This is a genomic window from Actinotignum vesiculae (assembly GCF_051267215.1).
In the GTDB taxonomy this organism is placed as follows: Bacteria; Actinomycetota; Actinomycetes; order Actinomycetales; family Actinomycetaceae; genus Actinotignum; species Actinotignum schaalii.
In genome coordinates this window covers 18,442-31,013 of the sequence record NZ_JBOZGG010000003.1, presented here as the reverse complement: position 1 = coordinate 31,013, position 12,572 = coordinate 18,442, and the positions used below count along the sequence as shown (strand labels likewise).

The 12,572-nt window shown below is 62.9% G+C and carries 14 protein-coding genes; 13 read left to right on the top strand and 1 reads right to left on the bottom strand.

The features are described 5' to 3' along the window. Positions 1-13: 13 nt before the first annotated feature. The gene (locus tag ACRQHG_RS02450; protein ID WP_435719391.1) at positions 14-160 is read right to left on the bottom strand and encodes a hypothetical protein; all 147 of its coding nucleotides are present in this window, start codon (positions 158-160) and stop codon (positions 14-16) included. Positions 161-233: 73 nt separating this feature from the next. Here ACRQHG_RS02450 and ftsZ point away from each other — a divergent pair, with 73 nt between their 5' ends. The 13 genes from ftsZ to ACRQHG_RS02385 all read left to right on the top strand — a co-directional run bounded on the left by ftsZ (position 234) and on the right by ACRQHG_RS02385 (position 12,570). After that, positions 234-1,445, top strand: coding sequence for a cell division protein FtsZ (gene ftsZ / locus ACRQHG_RS02445; protein WP_026428586.1), 1,212 nt, complete (start codon positions 234-236; stop codon positions 1,443-1,445). A gap of 89 nt (positions 1,446-1,534) precedes the next feature. Then, positions 1,535-2,458 (top strand): purine nucleoside phosphorylase YfiH/LACC1 family protein, encoded by a 924-nt coding sequence (locus tag ACRQHG_RS02440; protein ID WP_435719390.1) that lies wholly within the window; start codon positions 1,535-1,537, stop codon positions 2,456-2,458. 40 nt (positions 2,459-2,498) lie between these two features. Beyond that, a complete protein-coding gene (locus ACRQHG_RS02435) occupies positions 2,499-2,906 on the top strand; it encodes a cell division protein SepF (protein ID WP_284889610.1) in 408 nt (135 codons plus the stop codon). Next, positions 2,906-3,199, top strand: coding sequence for a YggT family protein (locus tag ACRQHG_RS02430; RefSeq protein WP_435718991.1), 294 nt, complete (start codon positions 2,906-2,908; stop codon positions 3,197-3,199). The genes ACRQHG_RS02435 and ACRQHG_RS02430 overlap by 1 nt, the downstream gene beginning before the upstream one ends. A gap of 96 nt (positions 3,200-3,295) precedes the next feature. Next, positions 3,296-3,877: a DivIVA domain-containing protein gene (locus ACRQHG_RS02425; RefSeq protein WP_016442554.1), complete on the top strand. Its 582-nt coding sequence runs from the start codon at positions 3,296-3,298 to the stop codon at positions 3,875-3,877. 5 nt (positions 3,878-3,882) lie between these two features. After that, a complete protein-coding gene (lspA, locus tag ACRQHG_RS02420) occupies positions 3,883-4,440 on the top strand; it encodes a signal peptidase II (RefSeq protein WP_435718989.1) in 558 nt (185 codons plus the stop codon). A 1-nt stretch (position 4,441) separates the two neighbouring features. Continuing rightward, on the top strand, positions 4,442-5,362 hold the full coding sequence (locus ACRQHG_RS02415) for an RluA family pseudouridine synthase (RefSeq protein ID WP_435718988.1): 921 nt from the start codon (positions 4,442-4,444) through the stop codon (positions 5,360-5,362). Then, on the top strand, positions 5,359-5,949 hold the full coding sequence (locus ACRQHG_RS02410) for a GNAT family N-acetyltransferase (protein ID WP_435718987.1): 591 nt from the start codon (positions 5,359-5,361) through the stop codon (positions 5,947-5,949). The genes ACRQHG_RS02415 and ACRQHG_RS02410 overlap by 4 nt, the downstream gene beginning before the upstream one ends. A gap of 10 nt (positions 5,950-5,959) precedes the next feature. Beyond that, complete coding sequence (dnaE, locus tag ACRQHG_RS02405) at positions 5,960-9,493, top strand: DNA polymerase III subunit alpha (RefSeq protein ID WP_435718986.1); 3,534 nt, start codon at positions 5,960-5,962, stop codon at positions 9,491-9,493. 153 nt (positions 9,494-9,646) lie between these two features. Continuing rightward, a complete protein-coding gene (locus ACRQHG_RS02400) occupies positions 9,647-10,621 on the top strand; it encodes a metal ABC transporter substrate-binding protein (RefSeq protein WP_435718985.1) in 975 nt (324 codons plus the stop codon). Further along, on the top strand, positions 10,612-11,298 hold the full coding sequence (locus ACRQHG_RS02395) for a metal ABC transporter ATP-binding protein (RefSeq protein WP_435718984.1): 687 nt from the start codon (positions 10,612-10,614) through the stop codon (positions 11,296-11,298). The genes ACRQHG_RS02400 and ACRQHG_RS02395 overlap by 10 nt, the downstream gene beginning before the upstream one ends. Further along, positions 11,295-12,155: a metal ABC transporter permease gene (locus tag ACRQHG_RS02390; RefSeq protein WP_087070932.1), complete on the top strand. Its 861-nt coding sequence runs from the start codon at positions 11,295-11,297 to the stop codon at positions 12,153-12,155. Before ACRQHG_RS02395 ends, ACRQHG_RS02390 begins: the two co-directional genes overlap by 4 nt. Beyond that, positions 12,142-12,570 carry a Fur family transcriptional regulator gene (locus ACRQHG_RS02385; protein WP_435718983.1) on the top strand — a complete coding sequence of 143 codons (429 nt, stop codon included), beginning with the start codon at positions 12,142-12,144 and terminating at the stop codon, positions 12,568-12,570. The genes ACRQHG_RS02390 and ACRQHG_RS02385 overlap by 14 nt, the downstream gene beginning before the upstream one ends. The last annotated feature ends 2 nt before the right edge of the window (positions 12,571-12,572 follow it).

Below are 12,572 nucleotides of genomic sequence, written 5' to 3'. Positions count from 1 at the left end.
CTGAACCACCCGGCTACCGCACCGTTCCACGGGGCCATCGCACCGTTCCACTCGATTCGCGCACCGTTACGCCCCACTGCGGCATCGTTCCACCCGATTTCGACCCGGCGGCGCAGATCACTTCGCAACACACCAGCGCGGGGAATTGCACCGTTGTCATTCACCTACTATCTTTTCCGCGAAGTCAGGAACGAAAAACCTCAAGTTTTACTTGAGGTTCGGGAGGAAAACTCATGGCCGTAGTCAATAACGCCGCCAATATCAAAGTCATCGGGGTCGGCGGGGGCGGTGTCAACGCTGTTGACCGCATGATTCAAGACGGACTTGCCGGTGTGGAATTTATTGCCGTTAACACCGACGGGCAGTCCCTGGTGAAATCCGAAGCGGAAACCAAACTCGATATTGGCCGCGAGGTTTCTAAGGGCCTGGGTGCGGGCGCGGATCCCTCGGTGGGTAAGCGCGCCGCGGAAGAAAACGTGGAAGTTATCCAAAGTGCCCTCGAAGGCGCGGATATGGTGTTCGTCACTGCTGGTGAAGGCGGAGGGACCGGCACCGGTGCCGCCCCCGTGGTTGCCAAGGTGGCTCGGGATCTGGGAGCGCTGACTGTCGGCGTCGTGACCCGCCCCTTTGAATTTGAAGGCGCCCAGCGCGCCAATAACGCCTCCATGGGTATCGCGGAACTGCGTCAAGCGGTGGATACCCTCATTGTTATCCCCAATGATCGCCTGCTGGAGATCGCCGAAGAAGATCTCACCATTATTGAGGCCTACCACCTCGCCGATGAAGTGCTGCGCTCGGGCGTTAAGGGAATTTCGGATCTTATTACCATTCCGGGCCTGGTCAACCTCGACTTCGCGGATGTCAAGGCCATTATGAAGGACGCGGGCACCGCCCTCATGGGTATCGGTTCGGCCTCCGGGGAAGATCGGGCGGTGCGCGCCACCGAAAGCGCCATCTCCTCCCCGCTGCTGGAAGCCTCCATCGACGGCGCACACGGCGTACTTATTTCCTTCCTGGCCGGCGCGGACTTCGGCATGAAGGAGCTCGCCTCCGCCTCCAAGATGGTCAAGGAAGCGGTCGATCCGAACGCGAATATTATCGTTGGCCAGATTATCGACGAATCCCTCGGCGACGAGGTGCGCGTGACGGTGATTGCCGCGGGCTTCGATGAGGCGCGCGACCACCTGCTGCAGATGGATGGCGTGCCTGCCGGGCACGATACCGTGGAGCCTATTGAGGACCTGGCCCCCGTGGAACCCGAACCGGAAGTTGAAGCTGTGGCGAGCCCGGCTCATCCGGTGGCCACCCCCACCTATGCGTCGGCTCAGCCTGAAGCGCAGCCGGCTGCACAGCGCCCGGGAACCCACCGCGCCATCCCGCCGCGGGTGGAAGAACCCCAGCGCTCCGATCTGGATATCCCCTCCTTCCTCTTCGAGGAAAACTAGGGGAAATCGCGGAAACTAGGGAAACTGCGGGAAACCCCGGAAAGCTCGAAAACTCAGGGAAACATAGGGCATAGGAAACTCAGGCATCAATGACTCGTAGCGCTCTGGTGGAGTGGGTGGCGGATATCTCCGTGCCCGGTGGCCGCATCCGGGCGGGATTCACATCCCGCGCCGGTGGGGTATCCCGCGCTCCTTTTGCGAGCCTCAATGTGGCCCACCACGTCGGGGATGACCCCGCCGCCGTGGAGCACAACCGAGCTATGCTCGCAGAGCAAATCGGGCAGCGCCCCGTCTATATGGACCAGGTGCACGGGGACCACCTTGAAGATGCCGGCGTTCTGACTTCCGCCGGCACCTTCGTGGCCCCCGGCACCGACGGCCTCCTCATTGACATCCCGCTTAGCTCGGGCGCCGCACCTGTACCGAGGGGCGCGGCCGCGGTGGTCATGGTGGCCGATTGCCTCCCGCTGCTCCTGGTGGCGCAGGATCGTCCCGCCGGGGCAGCCGTCCATGTGGGCCGGCGCGGTTTGGAGGCCGGTATCGGGCCGGCCGCGGCGCGCGCCCTCGGGCCGGAGCACCTCATCGCCTACCTTGGCCCGTCCATCTGCGGGCGCTGCTACGAAGTGCCCGAGGAACTCCGGGATAGCGTTTCCGCGCGCATCCCCGAGGCTGCCGGGCGCACCGCCTGGGGCACGCCCTCCCTCGATATCGCGGCCGGGCTCACCGCCCAGCTGCGCGCCGTCGGCGTGTCTGAGATCCACGTCAGTCCTCAGTGCACCCGCGAAGATCCAGATTTTTATTCTTACCGACGTGCATCGCGCACCGGCCGCTTCGCCGGCGTGCTCGCGGTGGACGTCACTCCGCGGCCTGCGGGCACGGCGCCGGTGGGCACTGAGCTTGTGGGAACGGCACTAACGGACACGGTGCCGGTGGGTACCGAAGCGCCGTGCATCGAAACTGCCGGCAACGCTCCCGCGGCGCGCCGTGCTGACAAGGCCGGGCGCGTCGCCTAACGTAAAACGAGAACAGCGAGAAGGGTTGGCTGCTATGGGAATGTTCCAGCGTTTTGTCTCCAAGGCAACGCTTAACGACGACGAGTACCTGGATTACCAGGACGACGCCGATTACTACGAAGATGATTACGAGGCCGAAGCGGAAAGCCCCGTCAGCGAAATTCACGCTGTGGAGCAGCCCGTGGATATCGCCCGTATCATCACCGCTAAGCCGCGTTCCTTCACCGAGGTGCGGGGCTTCGCCGAACAATTCCGCGACGGCCTGCCCGTCATTATCAACCTGGCGGAAGCTGACGACGTTGCGCGCAATCGCATTGTCGATTTCGCCACCGGGATCTGCTTCGGACTGCACGGGGATCTCAATAAGATTTCCGCGGATGTCCTGCTCATGACCCCGCGCACCGTCCGCATGGAAAACCAGCGCCCGGAGTCGCGTGATTCGTTCTAATGGCAGTACTTGGAATCATTCTTTCCACCCTCATCAGCATCTATCTTTTGGTGCTGCTCGCGCGGGTGATTATTGATCTGGTGACCATTGCGGCGCGTGATTGGCGCCCTAGTGGCGCCCTTCTCGTTATCGTTAATGTCGTCTACGCACTCACGGACCCGATTCTCAATCTGGTGCGCAAAATCATCCCGCCCCTGCGGTTGGGAGGCATCGCGATTGACATCGGTTTCATCGTTGTTTTTATCGTGCTTCAAATCCTCAATGGGATAATTTTACGTATCTTTGTCTCGTAGTTCGCCCAGATGAGGTAGGCTTTATCCGAGAGCCGTGTGCTCATAACACAGCCGCGTGCTCTTAACACAGTTTCGTTACACTACTTGAGGTGAGAAATGGCAATGCTCACGGCACAGGATGTCATGGATGTCCGCTTTAAGCGCCCGGAAACCGCGGAGACCGGTTACGACGAGGTACAGGTCGATGAATTCCTTGACGCGATCTACGAAACCATCGTCGATTTGTCGAAGCAGCTCCAGGAAGCGGAGAATCGCGCCACCGTCGCCGAAGCGCGCGTGACCGAACTCCAGAACGGTTCGGGTGAAGAACCCGCAGCGCCGGACCAGGCCACAACCACCGCGTCCTTCGCTCAGCCCACCGGCACCGTTGGGGAACAGGCCGCCGCCGTGCTTCAGATGGCGCAGCAGACCTACGAAGAACTCGTGGCCCGCGGTGAAACCGAGAAGGCCCAGAAGATCCAGGATGCGGAAACCCGCAGCGCCAAGATCATCGAGGATGCCGAAGCCCAGTCCAACCGCACCCTGGCTCAGCTGGAGCAGGAACGCGGCCTGGTGGAGCGCAAGATCTCCGAGCTGCGTGACTTCGAGCGTGACTACCGCACGCGCCTGCACAGCTACCTGGAGACGCTGCTCGCCAACGTCGATTCTGGCGCGCAGGAACCCGAAGCTCGTAACTAGTGCGTATGGTGAGGCGAAGCACCTCGTGGTTCCTCATCCTCGTGGGGGCGCTGGCCGTGGTGGCCATCGACCAACTCACGAAGCAGTGGGCCATCGCTAACCTCAGCCAAACGGAGCGCATCGCCATTGTCGGGGATGCCCTCGGGCTGCACCTGGTCTTCAACCCGGGTGCAGCATTCTCACTGGGGGCAAATTCCACCCGCGTCATTACCGCCATCGCGCTTGTCGTGGTGCTCGCGGTTTTCCCCGTCCTCGCGGCACGGGTACGGCACCGCTGGATCGGCGTGGGCCTGGCCCTCATGTGGGGTGGCGCGGCCGGCAATCTCATCGACCGGATCTTCTTCGAGCCAGGCGGTTTCGCCGGGCACGTGGTCGATTTCATCGCCTACTTCGACTGGTTCGTGGGAAACGTGGCCGATATTGCACTCGTGGCCGGGGCCGTGATCATGATCGCTGTCGCGTTCTTTATGAACGACGGCGCAGCTCGGGCCAGCGCGGACTCCGGCTCCGTATCCACATCAGGCTCCGTGCCCGCACCCGGAAAGCCGGAGCGAGGCGAGTAACATGTGGCGGACCTACCCGGTCACGGAAGAATTTAACGAGGCTCGTATCGACGCGGCCATCGCGCGTCTGACCGGCCTCTCCCGCGCGGAAGTACAACGCCTCATCGATGCCGGGGATGTCCTCCTGGACGGCAGCCCGGTAGCGAAATCCCTCCGGCTGCGCGCGCCGAGCATCCTGGAAATCAATATTCCTACCCCGCGCACCGTTGCCCCGCGCGGGGGAGATGTCACCATCCCCATCCTCTACGAAGATGCCGATCTGGTGGTGGTGGATAAACCGGCCGGCCTGGCGGCCCATCCCTCCCTCAATTTCACCGGCCCGGACGTGCTGGGCGCCCTCATGAACGCCGGGGTGCAGCTCTCCGCTTACGGACCGGCCGAACGCAAGGGCATTGTGCACCGCCTGGACGTGGGCACCTCCGGGTGCATGGTGGTGGCGAAATCAGAACGCGCTTACGTGCTACTCAAGGATGAGTTCCGCAACCGCGTTCCCGAAAAGATCTATCACGCCCTCGTGCAGGGGCATCCCGACCCGCTCTCCGGCACCGTGGACGCCCCCATCGGGCGCGATCCACGCCACCAGTGGAAAATGGGGGTGCGGGCGGACGGGCGCCATTCCATCACCCACTACGACACCCTCGAAGCCATGGCCGGCGGCAGCCTCCTTCAGGTCCACCTGGAAACCGGGCGCACCCACCAGATCCGGGTGCATATGTCCGCCCTCGGCCACCCCTGCGTGGGGGACGCTACCTACGGGGCCGACCCGGGCCTGAGCGAAACCCTGGGGCTCACCCGCCAGTGGTTGCACGCCACCCGCCTCGGCTTCGAACACCCGGACGGCAGCTGGCGCGAATTCGAGGCACCCTACCCGGAGGACCTCGCCACCGCTCTTGAGCGCATGCGTAAAGGAGTTTTTTCATGACGGCGGCGCACGACGGCGCACCGCTGCACGGCGCGCCGCGACCCACCACCCCGCCATACGGCGCACCGCTGCACGGTGCGCCGCAACCCGCCACCGCGCCGCCCGCCGCGCCAGATACCACCGTGCCGCAACGCGGCGCCACCCAGCTGCGCTGGCTCGAGGGAGACCTGGAGCGGGCCCGCGCCCTCCGTATCGAGGTTTTCTGCGGGGAACAGGGCGTGGAGCTTGAGGAAGAACTTGACGATATTGACGAACGCGCCCACCACGTCGTCGTCGAAAATAATGCTGGTGAAGCATTAGGTGCCGCGCGGGTCTACGCAACCACCGAAGGCGTCGTACACCTGGGGCGGGTGTGCGTGACCAGTGCCGCGCGCGGGCTAGGCGTAGGGCGCTTCCTGTGCGAGGCGGCCGCTCAGGTAGCGCTGCGCGAATTTGGACACGCCGGGCAGGTGCGGATCGTCCTCGACGCCCAGGAGGACAAAATCGGCTTCTACCGGGCCCTCGGCTACGAACTCACGGCCCGCGCACCCTTCTCGGACGCGCGCATCTGGCACCGGGAAATGGCGCGGGTAGTGAGCGCTGGATAGACTAGGCCCCATGGCCGCTCCCTCAGATTTCGTTCACCTCCACACCCATACCGAATACTCCCTGCTGGACGGGGCGGCGAAAATCAAGCCGCTGGTGGCGCAGGCCGTCGCCCAAAAGCAAAGCGCCCTGGCCATCACCGACCACGGCTACTGCTTCGGTGCTTACGAGTTTTACCGGGCCTGCAAGGATGCCGGCATCAAACCGATTATCGGGGTGGAAGCCTATATGACCCCGGGGACCTCGCGGTACTCGAGCAACCGGGTGCTGTGGGGAGATGAATCACAGCGCAGCGATGACGTCTCGGCGCGCGGGGCCTATACCCATATGACTTTGCTCGCCACCAATAACACCGGGATGCATAACCTCTTCCGGCTCGATTCGCGCGCCTCCCTGGAAGGCCAGATGGGCAAATGGCCCCGCATGGATATCGAGCTTCTTGAGGAGCTGCACGAAGGCCTTATCGGCACCGCCGGCTGCCCCTCCGGGGAGGTGCAAACCCGGTTGCGCCTGGGCCAGCACGCCGAAGCGCTCGAGGCCGCCGGGCGCATGCAGGAAATCTTCGGCAAAGAGAACTACTTCGTGGAAATCATGGACCACGATAATGAGATCGAGCGACGCACCCGCAATGACCTGCTTGACCTCGCCAAGAAAATCAATGCGCCGCTGCTGGCCACCAATGATTCGCATTACGTGCGCGCGGAGGACCATTCCGTCCAGGACGCCATGCTCTGCATTAACTCCGGCTCCACCCTCCAGGACCCCAACCGTTTCAAATTCGACGGGCATGGCTACCACCTGCGCTCCACCGAAGAAATGTACAAGCTCTTCGGGGACCTGCCCGGGGCCATGGAAAACACCCTGCTGGTGGCCGAACGCTGCAATATCTCCTTCACCACCGCCGCCGAAGGCGCCAATTACATGCCGGTCTTCCCGGTGCCCGATGGGGAGGACATCACCTCCTGGTTCATTAAGGAAGTGGAACGCGGCCTGCATTCGCGCTACGGGGAGCATATTCCCGATCACGTGCGCCAGCGCGCCAATTACGAGGTGGAAGTTATTGTCCAGATGGGCTTCCCCGGCTACTTCCTCGTGGTATCCGATTACATCCTGTGGGCCAAACGTAACGGTATCCGGGTCGGGCCGGGGCGTGGCTCCGGAGCCGGTTCCATGGTGGCCTACGCGCTGCATATCACCGAACTTGACCCTATCGAGCACGGCCTCCTCTTCGAACGTTTCCTTAACCCGGAACGCGTGTCCATGCCCGATATTGACGTGGACTTTGATGAACGCCGCCGCGGGGAAGTCATCGCCTACGTGGAAGATAAATACGGGCATGACAAAGTCTCCCAGGTGGTCACGTTCGGCACCATTAAGACGAAGCAGGCCCTCAAGGATGCTTCCCGGGTGCTCGGCTACCCCTTCGAAATGGGCGAACGCCTCACGAAGGCCCTCCCGCCCTCGGTCATGGGCAAAGACATCCCGCTTTCCGGCGTTTTCGATGAAAAGAATTCCCGCTATATGGAAGCCGGGGAATTCCGCGATATGGTTTCCACCGACGTGGATGCCAAACGCGTTTTCGACCTGGCCCAGGGTATTGAAGGCCTCACCCGCCAGTGGGGCGTGCACGCCTGCGCTATCCTCATGTCCTCCGTGCCCCTCACGGACGTGATCCCGGTGATGAAACGCCCGGCCGACGGCGCGGTTATCACCCAATTCGAATACCCCGAATGCGAGGACCTCGGCATCCTCAAAATGGACTTCCTGGGGCTCTCCAACCTCACCACCATTGAGGACGCCCTGGAAAATATCGTGGCGAATAATAAAGAGCCGCTCGATATTGATAATGTTCCCCTTGACGATGAGCGCACCTTCGAGTTGCTCCAGCACGCCGATACCCTCGGTATTTTCCAGCTGGATGGGTCGGGGATGCGTACCCTGCTCAAGCAGATGAAACCCACCAACTTCGAGGATATTTCCGCCGTTTCGGCGCTCTATCGCCCCGGCCCCATGGGGATGAATTCCCACACTAATTACGCGCTGCGTAAGAACGGGCTGCAGAAAATCGAGGCGATCCACCCTGAGCTGGAGGAGATCCTCGAGCCGATTCTGGCCCCCACCTACGGCCTGATCGTCTATCAGGAACAGATCATGCAGATCGCCCGCACGGTGGCCGGTTTCACGATGGGCCAGGCAGATTCGCTGCGTAAAGCCATGGGCAAGAAGAAAAAAGACGTCATGGACAAGATGTACGTCGATTTCGAAGCCGGGATGGTGGCCCAGGGCTTTAGCAAGGACGCGGTGAAAACCCTGTGGGGCACCATGGAGCCCTTCGCGTCCTACGCGTTCAATAAATCCCATTCGGCCTGCTACGGCGTGATTTCCTACTGGACGGCCTACCTGAAAGCCCACTACCCGGTGGAATACATGGCGGCCCTCCTCACCTCCCGCAAAGACAATAAAGACAAAATGGCGGTCTACCTCGGGGAAGCCCGCCGCATGGGCATCAAGGTTTTGGTGCCCGACGTCAACGAATCCCTGGCGAATTTCTCCGCCGTGGGGGAGGAGATCCGCTTCGGCCTCTCCGCGGTGCGTAACGTGGGCGCGAAAGTCGTGGACGGCATTATTAGCGCCCGCGAAGAGAAGGGCGCTTTCACCTCCTTCCAGGACTTCCTCGACAAGGTCCCCCTCGAGGTCCTCAATAAGCGCAGCGTGGAATGCCTCGTGCGTGCCGGGGCTTTCGACTCGATGGGCTATACCCGCCGCGCCTTGCTCTCCAAAGTCGCCGAGGCAGTAGATGCCGTCGTCGCCCTAAAGAAAAATGAAGCGGTGGGGCAATTCGATTTGTTCGGTGGTTCGGAAATCGCCGGCGGGGTGGAAGTCGATATCCCCGAGCTTCCCGAATGGGATAAACGCGAAAAGCTCAACCTCGAGCGCGATATGCTCGGCCTGTATGTGTCCGACCATCCGCTTTCGGGCATGGAGCATATTTTGGACCGTGCGGCAGATACCACGGTGGTACGTCTTTTGGACGACGACGCCGCAACGGACGGGCGGACTGTGACATTGGCCGGACTCGTCACAGCTGTCCAACCGCGCATCTCCAAGAAAAACGGGAAGATGTGGGCGACGATCGTCCTGGAAGATATGACGGGCAGTACCGAAATTAACTTCTTCCCGGCTACCTATCAGACCGTGGCCGGGCTGCTCGCCCCGGACCAGGTGGCGATTATTACCGCGCGCGTCTCGGATCGGGATGGCAATATTCAGCTCTCCGCCCAGGATATGAAAATCCCGAGCGGTGACCTGCTCCCGGATTCTCCCGTAGATGTGCAGCTGGCTGAACGTATCTGCACTCGCGATCTGCTCGGGCAGCTGAGCGATTTGCTGCGCACCTACCCGGGTAGCGCCCCGGTGCGTCTCCATATCCAGCGCCCCGGGCGCACCTCGGTGGTGCAGGTGGGCCAGGAGTTTTACGTCAAACCCGAAGCGCGTTTCTTCTCCGATCTCAAGGTGCTCCTCGGGCGCAACTGCGTGGTGTCGTAGCGGCGCGACGGCGTTGCGAGGCGGGGCGCAGCGACTACGCGCCACCGGCGCGGCCGGTAGGCACGGTAGCTATGGGGCGGCGACGGCGCGGCTACGCGCTACTGGCGCGGGCCGCCACGCCGCACGGTCGGGCGCGTTGGGTAGACTGGGCGGGTGAAGAAAACTTTGACTCGTATGGTGGCGCTGCTGAGCTGCACGGCGCTGCTAGGATCCACCGCCCTGCTGGCCGGGTGCCAGCCCTCCTCAACCTCACCCGCGGATAGTGCTTCAAGCTCCGCAGCCGCATCAAGCGCGGATGCCGCGCGCATTGGCGTGACGGCATCCTTCACCCCGATCCGGTGGCTTGCCGAACAGATCGGCGGGGACTACGTGACGGTCACCTCCGCCACCCCCACCAATGTGGAACCCCACGATTACGAGTTTTCCCCTAAGCAGGTCGCGGAGCTGGAAAGCACGGATGTTATCTTCTACGTCTCCGGATTCCAGCCCTCCCTCGACGCGGCTATTTCCACCATCGGGGCCGGTAACGCCGTGAACCTGGCCGATGCCGCGAAGCTGGTCCACCACCGCGGCCTGGCCGATAATCACGGGGATGAAGCCACCGAAGCCGGGCGCGTCCTCGACCCGCATTTCTGGCTCGACCCGGTGCGCATGCAGGATGTAGCCGAAGCGATCACGGCGTCGCTCTCCTCTATGGATCCGGAACACCGCGGTGATTTCGAGGCGAATTTCGCGCGCCTCAAGCAAGAGCTCACCGATCTGAATTCGCGCTACGCCACCGGCCTGGCCCAGTGCGCCACCACCACGGTGGTCTCCTCCCACGCGGCCTTCGGCTACCTGACCGACCGCTACAACCTCGTCCAGGTGGGGATCGCCGGCATTGACCCGGATCAAGATCCCTCCCCACTCGATATTTCCGAAGTAAAACGCATTATGGCGGAAACTGGGACCCGCACCATCTTCGCGGAAGCCAATAGCCCGACGAAAACCGCGGAGGCCATCGCCTCGGAAACCGGCGCGCAGCTCTCCTCGCTGAGCACCGCGGAAGCCGATCCGGAGGGCGCGGGCTACCTGGCCATTATGGACAGCAACCTCGCCCACCTGCGTGAGGGATTGCAGTGCCAGTAAGCCCGGCCCCGGCCCTCTTCGCCCGCGATCTGTGCATTACCCTGGGCGGGCGCGAAATCGTGCATTCGGCCCACCTGGAGATCGCAGCCGGGGAATCAGTGGGGATTTTCGGGCCCAATGGCTCGGGCAAATCCACCCTTGTCAAAGGGCTTCTCGGCGTCGTACCCCATACCGGGACCGCGCAGATATTCGGGGCGGATACGGCGCACCCCCGCCAGGTGCCCTGGCACCGGGTGGGCTACGTGCCCCAGTCGATGGTGCATGCCGGCAACCTGCCCGCCACCGCCCTGGAAGTGGTGCGCTCCGGATTACTTTCCGGGCGCCGCCTCTTCGCGGATAAAGGGAAAGCGGCCCGCGCCGCCGCCTACGAGGCCCTCGCGGCGGTGGGTTTGGAAAGCCGCGCCCAGGACCCGGTGCGGGTCTTTTCCGGCGGGCAGCAGCACCGTGTCATGATTGCCCGCGCGCTGGTGCGCCGCCCCGATCTGCTGGTGCTCGACGAACCGCTGGCCGGCATCGATGCCCGCGCCCGCACCGACCTCGCCGAGATCCTCACCCGCCTGCACGGCTCGGGCCTCACCCTCGTCATGGTGCTCCACGAACGCGGGGAACTCGCCCACCTGGTAGGCCGCGATATTCAGGTATCCGATGGCTACGTGCACGGGGGAGTGGCGCAATGATCGCAGATATTCTTTCCTCGCCCCTCATGATGCGCTCGCTGCTGGTGGCGGTGCTCGTGGGGCTGGCCGCACCAATCGTGGGCAGCTACCTCGTCCAGCGCGGCATGGCCCTCATGGGCGACGGCATCGGCCACGTGGCCCTCACCGGGGTGGCGCTCGGCTGGCTGACCGGCACCTGGTTGCACGGGCAACCCGAACGTTTCGCGGTACCCGGCGCCCTCATTATTGCGGTGCTCGGCGCGCTCATTATCGAATGGGTGCGCTCCTCGGGGATCACCTCGGGAGATACCGCGCTCGCGATTTTGTTTTACGGCGGTATTGCGTGCGGGGTACTGCTGATTTCCCTCGCGGGTGGTACGACGGCGAACCTCAACTACTACCTCTTTGGCTCGGTTACCACGGTCACGGGGCAGGACGTGTGGTACACCGTAGCCCTCACCGTGGTCATCCTCGCGGTGGGTATCGGGCTGCGCGGCCCACTCTTTTCCGTGACCAATGATGAAGACTTCGCGCGGGCCTCGGGCCTGCCGGTACGTGCTTTTAATATCCTCATCGCGGTCACGGCCGCCCTCACGGTGGCGGTTTCCATGCGGGTGGTGGGAATTCTGTTGGTCTCGGCCATGATGATCGTGCCGGTGGCCACCGCCCAGTTGGTGTGCTCCTCCCTGGCGCACACCCAGCGCCTGGCCATGGGGCTCGGATGCGGGGCCGCACTTGTCGGATTGGTCATTACCCGCTATGTTTCTGCCTCTCCCGGGGCTATGATCGCGGTGATTCTCATTGCCGGGTACGCAGTTGTGGCAATCATGTCCACACTGGTACGGCGCAACCACAGGAGGGTTCATGAACGCGTCTAAACCGCGGGTAACTGCCCAGCGGATCGCCATTTCGAAGATGGTGGAGACGATCCCGGAATTCGTTTCCGCCCAGGAGCTCCACGAAAAGCTTTCCCGGGAGGGCCAGCGCATCGGCCTGGCCACCGTGTACCGCACCTTGCAGGCGATGGCGGACGAAGGGATTCTTGACACCATGCAGGAGGGCACCGAGACCCTCTACCGCTATTGCGAAACCGAAGAACACCACCATCACCTCATGTGCCGGCGCTGCGGGAAAACCGTGGAAATCGCGCTTGAAGGGGCTGAAGATTGGGTGCGTTCCATCGCCACTGCCAACGGCTTCTCGGATGTGGACCACACCCTTGAACTCATCGGGGTCTGCGCCGATTGCGCCGGGCAGCAAACCAGCCGGAACCGGGAAGGAACGGGCCGCTAAGC